Origin of the sequence: Methanoregula sp. UBA64 (assembly GCF_002502735.1) — an archaeon.
Lineage (GTDB): Archaea > Halobacteriota > Methanomicrobia > Methanomicrobiales > Methanospirillaceae > Methanoregula.
Map to the genome: position 1 here is coordinate 43,905 of NZ_DAQC01000005.1, position 15,345 is coordinate 59,249.

General features: G+C 58.4%; 16 protein-coding genes. 1 reads left to right on the forward strand and 15 read right to left on the reverse strand.

Going from position 1 to position 15,345, the window contains the following annotated elements; translation table 11 throughout:
• Positions 1–5: 5 nt before the first annotated feature.
• From pdxT to BP758_RS07915, 9 genes are all read right to left on the reverse strand, one after another.
• Positions 6–605, reverse strand: coding sequence for a pyridoxal 5'-phosphate synthase glutaminase subunit PdxT (pdxT, locus tag BP758_RS07875; protein WP_292370323.1), 600 nt, complete (start codon positions 603–605; stop codon positions 6–8).
• Complete coding sequence (pdxS, locus tag BP758_RS07880; RefSeq protein ID WP_292370324.1) at positions 595–1,491, reverse strand: pyridoxal 5'-phosphate synthase lyase subunit PdxS; 897 nt, start codon at positions 1,489–1,491, stop codon at positions 595–597. The genes pdxT and pdxS overlap by 11 nt, the downstream gene beginning before the upstream one ends.
• A gap of 9 nt (positions 1,492–1,500) precedes the next feature.
• Positions 1,501–2,445, reverse strand: a complete 945-nt coding sequence (gene cbiB / locus BP758_RS07885) for an adenosylcobinamide-phosphate synthase CbiB (protein ID WP_292370325.1) — start codon at positions 2,443–2,445, stop codon at positions 1,501–1,503.
• A complete protein-coding gene (locus BP758_RS07890; RefSeq protein ID WP_292370326.1) occupies positions 2,427–3,002 on the reverse strand; it encodes a hypothetical protein in 576 nt (191 codons plus the stop codon). Before BP758_RS07890 ends, cbiB begins: the two co-directional genes overlap by 19 nt.
• An 11-nt stretch (positions 3,003–3,013) precedes the next feature.
• Complete coding sequence (locus tag BP758_RS07895) at positions 3,014–3,187, reverse strand: methytransferase partner Trm112 (RefSeq protein ID WP_292370327.1); 174 nt, start codon at positions 3,185–3,187, stop codon at positions 3,014–3,016.
• Positions 3,184–4,197, reverse strand: coding sequence for an adenylosuccinate synthetase (locus BP758_RS07900; protein WP_292370328.1), 1,014 nt, complete (start codon positions 4,195–4,197; stop codon positions 3,184–3,186). The genes BP758_RS07895 and BP758_RS07900 overlap by 4 nt, the downstream gene beginning before the upstream one ends.
• A 133-nt stretch (positions 4,198–4,330) precedes the next feature.
• Positions 4,331–5,488, reverse strand: a complete 1,158-nt coding sequence (locus BP758_RS07905) for an aminotransferase class I/II-fold pyridoxal phosphate-dependent enzyme (protein WP_292370329.1) — start codon at positions 5,486–5,488, stop codon at positions 4,331–4,333.
• Between the two features lie 12 nt (positions 5,489–5,500).
• A complete protein-coding gene (locus tag BP758_RS07910; protein ID WP_292370330.1) occupies positions 5,501–5,992 on the reverse strand; it encodes an Lrp/AsnC family transcriptional regulator in 492 nt (163 codons plus the stop codon).
• A 6-nt stretch (positions 5,993–5,998) separates the two neighbouring features.
• Positions 5,999–7,291: an ORC1-type DNA replication protein gene (locus BP758_RS07915; protein WP_292370331.1), complete on the reverse strand. Its 1,293-nt coding sequence runs from the start codon at positions 7,289–7,291 to the stop codon at positions 5,999–6,001.
• A gap of 606 nt (positions 7,292–7,897) precedes the next feature.
• On the opposite strand from BP758_RS07915, the gene BP758_RS07920 reads away from it, so the two are divergent.
• A complete protein-coding gene (locus tag BP758_RS07920) occupies positions 7,898–8,386 on the forward strand; it encodes a MogA/MoaB family molybdenum cofactor biosynthesis protein (protein ID WP_292370332.1) in 489 nt (162 codons plus the stop codon).
• A gap of 696 nt (positions 8,387–9,082) precedes the next feature.
• Here BP758_RS07920 and cgi121 read toward each other — a convergent pair.
• From cgi121 to BP758_RS07950, 6 genes are all read right to left on the reverse strand, one after another.
• Positions 9,083–9,607 (reverse strand): KEOPS complex subunit Cgi121, encoded by a 525-nt coding sequence (cgi121, locus tag BP758_RS07925; protein WP_292370333.1) that lies wholly within the window; start codon positions 9,605–9,607, stop codon positions 9,083–9,085.
• Positions 9,608–9,615: 8 nt separating this feature from the next.
• Entirely contained in the window at positions 9,616–11,784 is a 2,169-nt protein-coding gene (locus BP758_RS07930; RefSeq protein ID WP_292370334.1) for an ATP-dependent DNA helicase, read from the reverse strand.
• 112 nt (positions 11,785–11,896) lie between these two features.
• The gene (locus BP758_RS07935) at positions 11,897–12,442 is read right to left on the reverse strand and encodes a KH domain-containing protein (RefSeq protein ID WP_292370335.1); all 546 of its coding nucleotides are present in this window, start codon (positions 12,440–12,442) and stop codon (positions 11,897–11,899) included.
• 82 nt (positions 12,443–12,524) lie between these two features.
• On the reverse strand, positions 12,525–13,304 hold the full coding sequence (locus tag BP758_RS07940; RefSeq protein ID WP_292370336.1) for a serine protein kinase RIO: 780 nt from the start codon (positions 13,302–13,304) through the stop codon (positions 12,525–12,527).
• Between the two features lie 42 nt (positions 13,305–13,346).
• Positions 13,347–14,288, reverse strand: coding sequence for a tyrosine--tRNA ligase (locus tag BP758_RS07945; RefSeq protein ID WP_292370337.1), 942 nt, complete (start codon positions 14,286–14,288; stop codon positions 13,347–13,349).
• 25 nt (positions 14,289–14,313) lie between these two features.
• Positions 14,314–15,345, reverse strand: coding sequence for a type II glyceraldehyde-3-phosphate dehydrogenase (locus tag BP758_RS07950; protein ID WP_292370338.1), 1,032 nt, complete (start codon positions 15,343–15,345; stop codon positions 14,314–14,316).

The following is a 15,345-nucleotide window of genomic DNA, read 5'->3' on the forward strand; positions in this document are numbered from 1 at the left end:
CCGGATCAGAGCCCGTTTGCCCTCAGGAACCGCTCGTGGAGCCGGAGGTCGCCGCCGAGCTCGGGGTGGAAGGCAAGGGCTATGTGCTTTCCCTTCCCGACTGCAACAATGCCCTGGTCTATCCGGCTCAGTACCTTCACGCCGTCCCGGGCCTCTTTTATCACCGGGCCGCGGATGAAGACCGCGTGGAACGGCCCCCCGGCAAGGCCCTCGACCGGGATATCGGCTTCAAACGACTCCCGCTGCCGGCCAAACGCGTTCCGGTCCACCGTCATGTCCATAAGACCCAGGCTGTGGACCCGTGCGTCGCCGACCTCGGTTGCCATGAGGATCAGCCCGGCACAGGTAGCAAAGATACCGCCCTTGAAATTTTTTATCGGTTCATACAGGCCGTTCTTGTCGATCAGCCGCGAGATGGTAGTCGATTCCCCGCCGGGGATAGCAAGCGCGTCGCAGCCGGCAAGATCCGCCGGGCTCCTCACCTCGATTACTGCCGAACCCTCTGCATATCCGAGCGAGAGAAGAGCCTTCAAAAAAGCGTCGATGTGCTCGCTCACGTCTCCCTGAAGGGCGAGCACGCCGACTTTTATTCCTTTACTTCCCACGGGTCTGCAACACCTCATCGGGACGGAGGGTGTGAACGTCGAGGCCCGGCATTGCATCGCCAAGGCCCGTGCTGACTTTTGCGATTACGGCGGGATCCTTGTAGTGGTTGACCGCTTCCACGATCGCCTTTGCCATCTTCTCGGGGTTCGAAGACTTAAAAATCCCCGACCCGACAAAGACCCCGTCGGCCCCGAGCTGCATCATGAGCGCCGCGTCCGAGGGGGTGGCAATACCGCCTGCCGAGAAGTTCACGACCGGGAGCCGGCCGCGGGTGGCGCATTCGATCACGAGCTCAGCCGGGGCCTCGATGCTCCGTGCATAGGCAATCCGCTCCTGGATATCCATGCCCTGGACCTTCCGGATCTCGCCCATGATCGCCCGCATGTGGCGCACGGCTTCGACAACATTGCCGGTACCTGCCTCGCCTTTTGTACGGATCATGGCCGCGCCCTCGTTTACCCGGCGGAGCGCCTCGCCGAGGTTCCGCGCACCGCAGACGAACGGAACCTTGAACTGCTTCTTGTCGATATGGAATTCCTCGTCTGCCGGGGTCAGGACCTCGCTCTCGTCGATCATGTCGACGCCGAGCACCTCGAGCACCTGTGCCTCGACAAAGTGGCCGATCCTGACCTTGCCCATCACCGGGATCGAGACCGCATCGATGATCTCCTGGACCTTTTGGGGGTCTGCCATCCGGGCGACGCCGCCCATCTTACGGATATCGGACGGCACCCGCTCAAGAGACATGACTGCGACGGCACCGGCGCTCTCGGCGATCTTCGCCTGCTCGGCATTGACGACATCCATGATCACGCCCCCTTTCTGCATGGATGCAAAGCCGCGCTTGATAAGCTCGGTGCCAAATCTCAGTTCTTCAAGTTTCATATACCGGTACTATTGTACCAGCCAAGCCAATAAAATAAGTGTCCCGGCAGCAGTTGCCGCAAATGCGATGGTGACCACCCGGACCGCCCGCAGCACGTCGGTACCGCCTTCTGTGAGCGGCCGGGTCCCGCTGCCGATCGTGTATACCCCCGGCTTTTCAAACCGGATCCCGCAGCCCCCGGCCATTGCTGCCATGATGATGCCACCGTTAAAGCCCGGCCGTTTTTTGCCGTCGCTCTTCAGGGTCCGCCACGCGGCCCGAAACGTCCCCTGCGCTGCAAACCAGACCAGAAGGTAAAACGTGGTGATCCGGGCGGGGATGTACCCGAGAACATCGTCGATCCGGGCCGGACACCAGCCCAGACGGATCCGCTCGTCTTTGTACCCGAGCATGGCATCCATGGTGTTTGCCGCCCGGAACACCGCGGCTGCCGCAAGGCCGAGGGCCCATAACGAGAAGACCGCATAGTAAAAAAGGGGCGCGACGATGCTGTCGTTGAGGTTCTCGGTCATGGACTCGTACGCCGCGGAGCGGATATGCTCCGGGTCGAGCGCCGCCGTGTCCCGGGAGACCATCATCTTAACCTGTTCGCGGCCGGCACCCACGCCGTCTTCGAGGGCCGCTGCTACGCCGAGCGTATGCTCTTCAAGCGAGCGCCAGGCAAAACAGCATTTCAAAAAGAACGGGGCACCGATGAGAAACACGAGCAACGGCGCGTACTTCCCGAAGAGGTAGAACGGGAGTGCGAACAGGACTGCGGTGATCAGCCAGAAGAGGACTCCCGCTGCCCGCTGGAGCCACGGCGGATACCTCCCCGGCTGTCCCCACCACCCGATAAACCGGCCAATGAGCGCGACTGGGTGAAGGGCAGAGTGCGGGTCCCCGGTGAGCCGGTCGATGAAGAGCGCGAGAAGAAGAACAGCGCCGGCAAGGATCAGGTCTGTCGGTACCATACGAACAACGCACCGACGATTAAGACGATAAAGGCAAGGATGTTGAGAACTTCAATTTTCGTATAATACCACGTGCTGTACAACACCAGGCCAATCCCCATGGCGATCATCAGCAGGTGGGGCCGGCCGTGGGCGACCGGCTGGACCGCTGGTTCCTTTTTCTGTTCCTCTTCTCCCCGCGTGGGCCGGACATTGACCTCGATGCGAAGGGTGGCTTTCGAGGCGCCGTACCCGGCAAGGATATCGATATCGAAAAAGCCTGGCGAGCAGTCCTTTCTGGTCTGTATCCCGAGGGTAACTTCGTCGATCACATACATGTTCTCGTGGAAAAAGTCTGAAAACATGCCTGCGTTCGACGAACTCGCCGTGATATGGACCGGGGCGCCCCGGTTCACGAACCGGACCCGGAGCATCCTGCCGCATTCGACATGGACATTATCGGGGGAAACTTCGATCGTGTTGATGCCGGACCGGTTGAGGTAGATCTCGGTCTTCGATCCCTCCTCCGGGGGGATTTCCGTAACCGCCAGAAGTTCGAATGGCAGCAGGGAGGACATGACGGCACCGGTTATTTCTGGGGAAGAAGGTTGGGGATACCCTCATGGATCGGATAATCCACCCGGCACGCGGCGCAGTGCAGGCTGCCTTCGAGGATCTCTTTTTCATCCTCTTTCCCAACAGAAAGGGCGAGATCGCCTTTGCAGACCGGGCAGCAGAGGATGTCCATGAGCGAACGCTTCATTGGTATTCTTTCCTGATATCGATGATCTGGGTGAGCTCGGGGCCGGTGGAGATGAGCGTGATGGGGCAGCCGATATCGTCTTCGGCGGTCTTTAAGAAGTCCTTTGCCTTTTTGGTGAGCTTGCCATAATCGCTGATGCCATAGCAGTCCGGGTCCACCCGGTCGATACCGGTGATCGCTGCCTGCGTGCAGCCGTTGATCATAGCGGAGTACCGGGCCATATCCCCGTCCCAGCCGCCGATCCGGCGCTTCCGGTGGGTGACCGTGCCGAACTCCTGGATGCCCATCGCATCGGACTTCTCCGAGGTCATCTCGGTGGAGAACGGGCCTTCGCCCACTCTGGTGGGGTATGCCTTGAAGACCACGATGACATCGTCGATCTTGGTCGGGCCGACACCGTTATCGGCGGCGATCTGCGAGGCCGAGGTGTCCTTGCTTGTCACAAACGGGTAGGTGCCGTAATACAGCGAGATCCCGAATCCCTGTGTGCCTTCGAGAAGGACTTCCTTTCCGTCCTTTAAGGCGTCGTCGATGGCCTTCGGGACGTCCATTAAATATTCCTTGAGCTCCGGCACGTCCTTTGCCTGCGGGGATATCCGCATGACACGATCCGCATTTGCCGGACCGCAGCCGGAACCCGTGCTCCCGATCTTCTTGGAGAGATAGTCATTGCCCTTGTCCCGGGCGATATGATCCTCGGTGATGATACCGCAGCGCTTGTCCACAAAGACCCGGCCCCGGACACCAAGCCGGTTGACCTCGTCTTCGAGAACCTTCGGGTTCACGAGCACGCCGCTCCCGATACAGAGTTTTGCTTTGGGGTACACGAATCCGGACGGAACCATCCGGACGCCGTATTCCTTCTCCCCGACCTTGACCGTGTGGCCGGCATTGGGGCCGACACCGCCGCGGGAGATGATAACGGGTTCATCCGCGTGAGCGATGTGGGCAACAACCTTGCCCTTCCCCTCATCCCCGAAAAATCCACCAACGATAATAGTACAACTCATTTTAAGTTCATGTAGTGTATGCCGGGTTTGGCAATAAAGTCTGCCATGAGGAAAAAAGGACGGGCAAGGGGATCGTTTGCCGGTGGAATGTGAAAACAAAAAGGGGTGGGGAAGATATCGGCGGTTCTTTTTTTTATAGGCCGTTCACAAAGGTCTCCATCCGGCCCAGTGCCTCGCTTAACTCCTTGCGCGAGACCGCATAGGCACACCGGAGGTGGTAGTCCCCGCCCCTGCCAAAGACACTGCCGGGCACAACCGCAACCCGCTGTTCCTTTAAGAGTTTCTCCGCAAACTCCACATCGGAGAGACCGGTCCCCTTAACCGAGGGGAAGGCATAGAACGCACCTTCGGGCACATGGCAGGAGAGGCCGATCTTGTTGAGGCCGGCCACAAACATGTTCCTCCGGAGCCGGTACTCGTTGACCATGCTCGTCTTCTCGTCTTCGGCAGAACGGAGCGCCTCGACCGCACCCACCTGTCCCATAACGGGGGCGCAGAGCATCACGTACTGGTGGATCTTGAGCGCAGCATCGCAGATCTCCTTGGGCGCACAGAGGAATCCCACCCGCCAGCCGGTCATTGCATAGGCTTTCGAGAACCCGTTTAAGGTGATCGTCCGCTCCCAGAGATCCTTTACCGTTGCCGATGCCACATGGGAGGATTCGTAGGTGAGTTCCGAGTAGACTTCGTCGCTGATAAGGAGGAGATCCTTATCGGTCACGATATCCGCGATCGGCCCGAGATCCTCCTTTTTCATGACCGCGCCGGTCGGGTTGTTGGGGAAGTTGATGATCAGGGCTTTTGTCTTGTCCGTGATCTTCTCCTGGAGCTTGTCGGGGTTGAGCCGGAAATGATCCTGTTCGGTACACTCGATCGGGACGGGTGTACCCCCGGCGAGCGTGACGCAGGGCGCATACGAGACGTAACTGGGCTCGGCAATCAGCACTTCATCCCTGGGATTTACAACCGCCCGGATAGCGATGTCGAGGGCTTCGGAGACCCCGGTGGTGATGATCATCTCGTCGTTTGCCGTGTAGTTGAGCTGGTACCGGCTTGCAAGGTGGGCCGAGAGTGCGTCGCGGAGCGTCTGGAGGCCCCGGTTCGAGGTATACGAGGTCACGCCCTGCTCGACCGAGTAGATCCCCGATTCGCAGATGTTCCACGGGGTCCTGAAGTCCGGCTCCCCGACCCCGAGCGAGATCACATCGTCCATGGTGAGGACGAGATCGAAGAACTTCCTGATGCCCGACGGAGGGATCTCCCGGGCCCGTTCAGAGACAAAATTCCGCATCCGTTCTCACCCCTAGAAGGAATACGGGAGGCGTTCAGCTTCCTGCTGCTCGAAAAGCGTGTTGCCATTCTCCTTATAGGATTTCATGACAATGTGGGTCGCCGTCTCGCGGATCCGGTCCATCGGGGCAACGTGTTCCGAGACAAACCGGGAAACCTCCTGCATGTTCTTGCCGCTTACCATCAGCTGCAGGTCGTAGGTACCGGTAATGAGGCGGAGCGTCCGCACCTCCCTGAACCGGGAGAGCCGTTCTGCGATCCGGTCGTACCCGAAGTCGCGCTCGGGGCTCACCTTGAGCTCGATGATGGAGGAGACTTCGCTGTTCCCCGCCTTCTCCCAGTCAATGACGGTCGTATACTTGCGGATGATCCTGTTCTCTTCAAGTGCGTGGATCCGTGCCTCGACTTCCGACGGGATAAGATTGGTCATCGATCCGATTTCCTGTACAGACAGCCGGCTGTTCTCCTCAAGAATCCTGAGGAGTTCGAGATCCTTGTCATCCATCACATCTCACCTGAACCACGTTTTTAACCATTTGGCTTCCATCTGATTTATATCAAGATCTTTTAATCCGTTCAGCCGTGGATCCGTCAGCACGACCTCGCGGATCTTGTTCGTGTTGGCATCGAACCACATCTCTTTTGTACGCCCGTACCGTCCCCTGCTGACCACCCGGGTGTTGATCACGCCCAGCATGTTGAGTTCCGAGATGAGATCGGTGATCCGCCGGTGGGTGAGGATATCGAGCTGGAGGGGTGGGGCAAGGTCCTGGTACACGCGCGAGACCTCCCCGCTGGTAAAGATGTTCTGGCCCAGCTGTTCGAGCGTCAGCATGGAGAAAAGGATCAGCTTGCTCTGGCTGGGGAGCGTTGCAATGCACTCGATCATGCTGTCCGTCTCGATCTTTGCCTGGGCCTGCTTTACATGCTCTTCGCCCAGCTGTTTTGACTCGTCCCGGTCGGCGAGCTCCCCGGAGATCCTGAGGAGATCGAGCGCCCGGCGTGCATCGCCATGCTCCTGGGCCGCAAGGGCAGCGCACAGCGGGATCACACCGTCGGCAACCGCGCCCTCGACAAATGCCCCGGCCGCACGCTGGGTCAGGATATCCACGAGCTGCGGCGCATTGTACGGCGGAAAGACGATCTCCTCTTCCGATAACGAAGAGAGGACCCGGGGGTCAAGGAAGTCCTTGAAACTGAGATCGTTTGAGATCCCGATGATGCTGACCTTGGAATTTTTGAGATCGGAATTGATCCTGGTCAGGTTGTAGAGCGTGTCGTCGCCGCTCTTTTTGACGAGCTTGTCGATCTCGTCAAGTACAATGACAAGAACGCCGCCGCCGGCTTCGAGCTGGTTCTTGAGTTCTGCATACACCTGGTCGGTGGGCCACCCGGTCATCGGGATGTGACTCTTGGTCTTGTCGCTTGCAGTCTCGTCAACCCCGTCGATGCACTTTGCTATCTGGGCGAGCACCCGGTACTGGGTGTCGATCACTTCGCAGTTGAGGTGAACGATCCGGCAGAGGGTTCCCATCTTGCTGCTCGCTTTCTCCAGCTCGGAACCAACGTACCGCACGCTGGCTGTCTTTCCTGTCCCGGTCTTGCCATAGATCAGGATATTGGAGGGGGTTTCGTTCCTGAGGGAGGGGGCAAGGATCGAGGCGACCGTATCGATCTGCGGCTGGCGGTGAGGTAGAATCTGGGGACGGTACGAGTGCCTGAGCACCTCCCGGTCGCGGAATATCCGGTTATTGGAAAGGTATTTCTTGAACAGACTGGTTGAGGGGTCTTCAGGTTCGGGCATAATGGGACACGTGGAGCTGAGAGTAGGTGGGATGAGATAAAAAAGTACGCGGTTTTTTGTTCTTTATATACCCCCCTGCTTCCTGTGGAAAAACCTCTAAAAACGCTTTTTTTTGCTTTCTAAAAGAAATTCTTGCGATTAGCAGACTATTATTTTAGTGTCGTTTAAAAAGCCCTGCGGCAAAACCTCCGTCGTGAGTTGTGCGGTAATTCCAGCCCTTTTCCAAAAACAGGGACCCACCCCATTGTTTCCTGTGGAACCTGAGAGAATTATAACCCTGATAATTCAAGAAAAAAAGAAGAATAGTCATTGAAGATCTCCCCGTAAAACTATAAAAACACATCGTTTTTGATGTGACAATGTAAAGAACATACAACAACCGGAAGGAAACGCTGAAACCGGCCATGCAACAACCACGAAACAGGGAGAGTCCTACAAAACAACGGGAAGCAGCTCTTGGCATTTGAGAACTCCACTGGAAATAAAGGGGTAGCCCCTGCAGGAATATCAGCGGGAATACCAGTCGGACATTTGCATGTTTTGTGTTGTTCTGGTATCAGCGTTACAAACGTCTTTTAATGCGAGTTCAGCGCTAAACCTATGATCATGAAGCCGGAGCATCTTTCAGAGCTGGCGATCAGCTGTGCGGTAATTACGGTGTCCACCTCCCGGACAAAGGAGACCGATACCAGTGGAAAAACCATCCAGGAGATCCTTACCCAGGCACATCTGGAAGTCCGGCATTATGCAGTAATTCCCGATGATATCGGAGCAATCAGGTTCGAGGTGCTTCTTGCTGCAAAGACCTGCAACTGCATCATTGTCAACGGCGGCACCGGGCTGACCCACGATGACTGCACCATCGAAGCTGTCTCTCCCCTGCTTGAGAAAAAGATCGACGGGTTTGGCGAGCTCTTCCGGCTCAAAAGTTTCGAGGAGATTGGGACTTCCACCATGCTCTCCCGGGCCATTGCAGGGACTATGAAGGGAAACGTTATATTCTGTATCCCGGGATCCACGCCTGCAGTAACCCTTGCTGCAAAGACCCTGATCGTCCCGGAGATCCGGCACATCCTCTCCCACGCGAACAAGTAACGGGATCGGCCTCCCTTTTTTCATCTGCTGCATTCCCGACACCCCCATTTTGAACGGTGGCGCGGATTTTTGTTGTGTCTTTCCTGCACCTTATGCACGCTGGTATTCAAGAATTCCCCATGAGGTACCCGGGTCACTCCGGTTGCAGGATTCCCTGTCCGGACCCCCGTCCCGGGCGGAGATCTAACCCGATCCTGCCTGACCCCCCCTTTGCTGCGCTGCAGGTTTTATTTAAAAAGCACCAGGAATCTTACATCGTAGAATTTTTAGCACGGATCTGGAAAGATCACAATCCGGGAGGGGGGGGTCGCGCCTGGTCCGGATCACCGGTTCACGCAGCTGTCGGGCAAGATCCTGGGGAGGTGCGGATCCTTGCACACACCTGCCGGGACCGTCGGATAAAAAACCCTGTACCTGCCTTTGTCCGACCCGGCCGGATGCCGGATCGATGTCTTTTGAGGAACTTTTGGACCCATCAAAAAGGGGGGGTCATGCCGTTTTTGGTGCGACCCCCCGCATTGCACGATGGCAGCAGGTGTGGAAGAGATCGGGCTCCCGTCGGTGTGCCGAATCTTCCCGGCGCATGTCCCTCCCGGGACAGGTCCGGGAAAATCGATCCCGGAAACCACGCACGTCTCGTACGAATGAAAGTGTACCGGTCTTCCCCATTGACATAAAAAAAAGAATGTTAGGGAGCTACTTGCTCACGTCCAGCAGCGCCACCCGCTCCAGCACCAGGTCGGTCAGGCACCCCGCACCCCCGGCTGCTGCAATCTCGTCCGGGGTAATATCGAAAAGCCGGGCAAGCCGGGCTGCCTTTTCCGGGGAGAGCTCCTGCGGGGGTTCCGGGACAAACGCCATACAGGCTGCAAGGTCCTGCCACGCTGCCGGGACATCCGGGCAGCAGCAGACATACAGCCGGTTCTCCTTCTCATGGATACCAAAGGGCACCGCCATACTGCACTGCCGGGTGCCGGCAGCATAGAGGAGCGCTTCCATCTCGAACGAGTTGGCAATCATCGTGCCTTCTGCCTCGGCCCGGCAGGCAAGCCTGAGGGCCTTTTCTGCGTGAAGGCGGCCGGCGATCCTGTCTGCATCGAAACAGACGATCCGGGTCCTGTGCCGGCCGGCTACGGCATGCACGCCGGAGAGGAACTCCTTCTTGTCCGTGATGGTTATAGTCGCATACCGGATCCCTGCAGAAAATTCCTGTTTTTCCATTGTAAACGTCACCCGAACCGGAACAGGGTTGCCTGTCCGCCACCAGGCCGCTCTTTCTCCTCTGCGGCCGGGCCAGTACTCCTGTTCTTTGGCAGTATCTGGTCAAAAATCTGATCCGCGATCCCCTGCCCGAGGATCTTCACCACCTCTTCTTTCGGGTGTTTCCTGATCTCTTCGGGCGAGGTCAGGCCGTTATTGAAGAGCCTGCGGGCACGGACGCGCCCGATGCCCCGGAGCCGGACAAGGGGCAGGAGCTCGCGGCGGATCCCGTTCTTCATGCAGATCTCGCATTCTGCAATCTGAGGGTAGAATTTCGGGGCAAACATCCTTGCCAGCTGGCTCGTTGCATGCAGCAGCCAGTTGATGCTCTCGACCATCCCGAACACGTCCCCCGGGCCCACACCGTACCGCTCGCAGATCTTCTCTTCAGGGAGCTCGTCGGTCCAGTCCGAGAGGAGCATCGCGGTCTTTACGGCCCGGTAATAGCCCTCCGCCTCATCATCGTCAAGGGGTGGCGGGAGCCAGAGGTCGCCTCCCCGGACCTCGAGCATCCGGGAGAGTGCCGGGAGATCGGCGTTCCTTGCGTACAGGGTCGGCATATCCGGGGTAGTGCAGATGAGCTGGACCAGACCGAGATCGGCGTACGTCTCCTGTTCCCGCAGGGTCGTGACAATCGCGGACGCGCTCCGCGGGTCGATATACCTCCGGGAGACCAGGGTCCCGAGCTCCGTTGAACCAATGTGCTCGCCGACCTCCACTACCATCTCTGCGGTGATCAGGAACTGGAGCGCCTCGTCGACAGCCCGGTGGATGAGCCGGCCCTGCTTGTGCTCGTGGACATAAAACGAGCGGTTCATAAAGTCCGAGAGCTCGCCCCGGGTTGCTGCAAAGCCCGAAGCGATCAGGGAGAGGACATGGGTATAGAGCGCGGTCGGTTCTGCGATCCGCGAGTGGACGTCCTCTGCCTCTGCCTCGATATAGACCTCGAAGAGCTCCGGCACCTGCTCGGCCTCTTTTGCGATCAGCACCGCCTCGCCGTACGGGTCGAGCCGGGGCCGGCCGGCCCGTCCTGCCATCTGCCGGTATTCACTCACCGGGATCGGCTGCATCCCCTCGCCGGCCGAGAACCGGAGATAGTCCCGGACGATCACCCGGCGGGCAGGCAGGTTGAGGCCGGCAGCAAGGGTGGGTGTCGATGAGATACTTTTGAGCAGATTTTTGCGGAATGCCTCTTCCACAATGGAGCGCTCCTTCCGGCTTAAGCCCGCATGGTGGAAAGCGGCCCCTTTTGCCACGCAGGCGGCAAGCGTCTTTACCATCTCGGTCGGGGTGCCTTCAAGGAGCTTTTCCGCACAGGCGGCAAGTGCGGGGTCCTCGCTTTTGATCGCACCGGCCGCCCGTTTCGCAAAGGCCTCCGCGTTCCTCCGCGAGGAGACAAAGACCAGGCACTGCCCGCCTTCTGCTATCGTGTCGAGGCAGAGGTTGAGGTCGTCGTAGTTCTTCGAGACCTGTTTTATGGGCCGCGTGCCTTCCGCAAACTGGATCCGGTTGTCGTAAAACACGCCCTGGCGGAGGTCCACCGGCCGCCACGTACTCGTAACGAGTTCCGCGTCCAGCCACCCGGCCAGCACCTTCGGGTTTCCTATCGTTGCCGAGAGCCCGATCAGCTGCATGCCCGGGTTCCGGGAACGCATCTTTGCGATCACCATCTCGAGCGTTGGCCCCCGGTCCGGGGAGTCGATCAGGTGGATCTCGTCTACGACAACAAGCGTGATCTCCGGGATCCAGCGGGCGCCGTTCCGCAGCAGCGAGTCCACCTTCTCGCTCGTGGCAACAATGATGTCGTTTTTCCCGAGCGCATCGTCACGCCGGTCCAGGTCGCCGGTCGAGATGCCCACCCGCACGCCCTTGTTGCCGAACTCATCGTATTTCTCCGAGGCAAGTGCCTTTAAGGGGACGATATAGAGGCATTTTCCCCCGGCGGCGATGTGCCGGTGCATCGCCATCTCGGCAATAAGCGTCTTCCCGCTCGCGGTAGGGATGGCGACCAGGAGGCTCTTCCCGTCCAGGAGCCCTTTTTCCACGCAGGCTGCCTGCGGCGGGTAGAGCTCGCGGATCCCAAGGCCCAGGTACTGTTGCTTGAGGGTATCGGGTATGGCAAGATCCGCTGTCTGCATCGGGATTACTCCGGAATTTTTTTCCTGTTCAATGAACCGTTTCCTGCCCGGGGCGATGAGGTTTGCCCTTTTTTTGTGGGCTGCATAAAAAAGCGAAAGGAGGGCGGGCCGATCAGTAATAGTAACTGATCATGTCCTGCTTGGCCTCTTTCTTCTTCTTGTCTAAAAACGCAAAGACGTTCTCGTGGGGGACACCCTCGATGAGCATGTCGATAGCCGCCCGGGCGACTTTCATCTGCTCGGGATACCCGATCAGGGCCACCGTGTGGCCGAAGACCGAGAGGTCGACGTCCGTCATGTTCTCGATCTGCTCCCGGGCCCGGCCGTCTTTCCCGATGATCCGGCCCCGGAGCCGGTCGAGCTGCTTGGGGTTGTCGGCTGCCCGTGAGAGGTCGATAATATCGAGGAGAAGGTCCTCGTCCTCGATCATCTCGAAGGCGCGCTGGGGGGAGAAGCCGGCATTGAGGGCGTTTATGATCTCAACGGCCCGCAGCAGCGGGATGGCGTTCTCCTCTGGTGCCTCCACCTTGACAAGGCCCTCCTTGCTGTCGATGGAGATGGTGGTGTGGGTCTTTGTTTCGAGCTCCTTTTTTGTCGCCCCGCCCTTGCCTATCAGGACGCCAACCCTGCTTGTTGCAATTTTAAGTTCCTGTATCATGGGTAAATCACCGTTCCGGCGGGCCGTTGTGCAGTCTTATTGCATGATGGAGGTAAATTCCTGGAGATGATGTTTGTGCGTGTCATGGCTGTGAAACATTCAGGCCGGTCACCGCGTTGAAGATCTCGTATTCCGTTTTTACGTCGCAGCCCTTCTTTTTGAAGAACCTGTTGATGTTGCGGATGTCCCGCATCAGGAACTGGAGGGCACGCGGGTGGTCGCGGGTGACCGACTGGCCCATATCGATGAGATATGGTTGGTCATGGTACAATATATTGAACTCGCTTAAGTCACCATGCACGAGTTCTGCTTTCTTGTACAGCGTATCGATCATGCCGGTGATCGATGCATAGACTGCTGCCGGGTCCTCAAGCTCCACATTCCTCAGCTGGGGATACGGGCGCTCGTTTTCGCCGAGAAACGACATGATAAGGATATTCCTGTCCCAGACCAGCGGCTCCGGCACGGGAAGCCCGGCCTCTTGTGCCCGGGCAAGGTTCGAGAACTCTTTTTTGGTCCAGGCAAAGACGAGTTCTTTTCTGGATTTCTTGACATTGGTGAACCGGCGGTCTCCCTGGATATACGAGCTCATGGTGGTGAAGTTTGCCGACTGGATCCGGTAGATCTTGATGGCAACGGTCTCCTCGCCGCGATCGGCTAAAAAAACGTTTGCCTCTTTGCCGGTGCTGATGGAGCCCCCCAGGGCAGAGAACCATTTCTTGTGGATAAGTTTGTAGAGGGCAAGGAGGGTGACCTCGTCAAAGACATTTTCGCTTACCTTGACGGTGTCTGCGTCCTTGATCCGGATCCCCATCTCGGCGAGCCGCTGGTCAAAGGACTCCTCTTTTTTCTCGATCTTCACGGGCGGTTCCCTTAAAAATTATGTACCGGTATCCTTGTACCGTCAGCTGATATAGTCGCGCACCGGTGCAAGGATCTCGACCAGGCCCTCGCCGCAGGCTTTCTTGAGGTCGAGGGGGTGGATCTCCTTTTTCTCGTACGCGGCTTCGAGCTCCGTGTACGATGCGAAGGTCCGGTCGCCGCCGAACTTCTCGGGCCGCTTTATCGTGATCTCCGGGAGCCGGGGGAAGATGTGGTGCTGGAAGATCTGGAGGACCGGGTTCTCTGCTATCTCCGGCGGGCAGAATGCCTTCTGGCACTTCTTTCTTATCTCATCTTCGCTGTCGGCGACCGAGATGTAGTTGCCCTGCGAGGAGGACATCTTCTTCCCGTCAAGGCCGTTTAAGATCGGCGTGTGGATGCAGACCGGGGAGGGGTAGTTGAAGTTCGGGAGGTGCTCGCGGGCGAGCATGTGGATCTTTCTCTGGTCGATCCCGCCGACCGCGGCATCCACGCCGAGCATGGCGATATCGGCCATCTGCATGATCGGGTACACCATCTGCGAGACGGTCGGGTGGTCCATCTGCCGGCCCACCTCGTCCATGCTCCGGGTTGCCCGGGCAAGGGTGATCTGCTGGGAGAGCTGGTGGACAAGGAGTTCGTAGTCCCGGTTGAGCTGGAGATCGGAGCCGAGCACGTATCGTACGTTTTTCAGGCCGAGTCCCTCGAAACAGCGGCGGTTGTAATCGGCAAGCTCCCCGACTTTCTCAAGCGTCCCTTTCCGGTTCAAAAAGGCGTGGAGGTCGGCCAATAGCACCGTGACCTCGAAGCCCGCAGCCTGGAGGTCGACTAACTTATTGACGGTAACAAGGTGGCCAAGGTGGATCTCCCCGCTCGGCTCGTACCCTGCATACACTTTTTTTTCGGGCCGGGCGAGGAGGGCGCGGAGCTCGTCTTCGGTGACGATCTCGACGGCGTTTCTCGTGGCCCGTTCAAACGCGTCCATTAAAAAGAATGGGATATGGAGGGAGTTAATGGTTGTTCTGGATGGGAACAAAGTGCAGGGCGTCGTTGGTGAGTTTTATGGATGCAGCGCCGTCTTTTGCAAGACCTGCCATCGCGCGGATCGCGTCCACGTTCTCGACTACCACATCGGCCTCCTGGTGGATGGCCTGGAAGAAGCAGAGCTCGTTCTTCTCGGCATAGATCGAGTCCTCGAAGATGCAGTTCTCGTACAGGTCGGCCCGCTGCCGCCCGAGGTCCATGGCAAACTCCTTGAGTTCCGCGGTGCTTTTTATCCCGGCGGTCTTCTTGACGAGGCCCATCCGTGGGTGGTTTTTGATAAGCTCGATCACGTTCTCGCGGTTCACCGGTTTTTTCGTGGTGATCCGGATCGCGTGCATGTGCATCATCGTGGTCGGGACGATCATTGCCATCGTGGTGATCGAGATGTGGGGGAGCACGGTCTGGACATCGGGGCCGTGGTGGCTCGGGACCGTTACCGGGTCGAGGACCACGGCATCGATCGGTCCCTTCTTGATCTCGCCGGGGTCCGATCCGCGCCGGACCATGATCGCGTGGACGTGCTCGACGCCGAATGCCTTGTCTACTTCGTTGATGATCCGGCACAGGCCGGTGGTGTTGCAGGAGACCACCCGGACGAACTGCCGGCCGATGGCGTCCTTGAAATTGCAGGACGAGTTAAAGGAGAACCCGGCTACTTCGTGGTCCTCGCCGCCCTGCCAGAGCGCCTTTTTCCCCAGTTTCTCGTAGAGCGGTTTGTTGGTCGCCCCGACATCCCCGGGTGTCGCGTCCACGATCACATCGGCCGCTTTGCACATGTCCTCGACCGAACCGGCAACCGTGAGGCCTGCTTTCTCGAACGCCGCCTTCTTTGAAATATCCGCAATGTAGAGGGGATACCCGCGCTGCTTTGCAATAAAAGCCTCAGCATTCGGGCGGGTCTTGGAGACGCCGATCACTTTCATGTCCTTCTGGGCTGCAACCGCATCGGCGACACGCTTCCCGATGGTACCGTACCCGTTGATGGCAACCTTGATCAT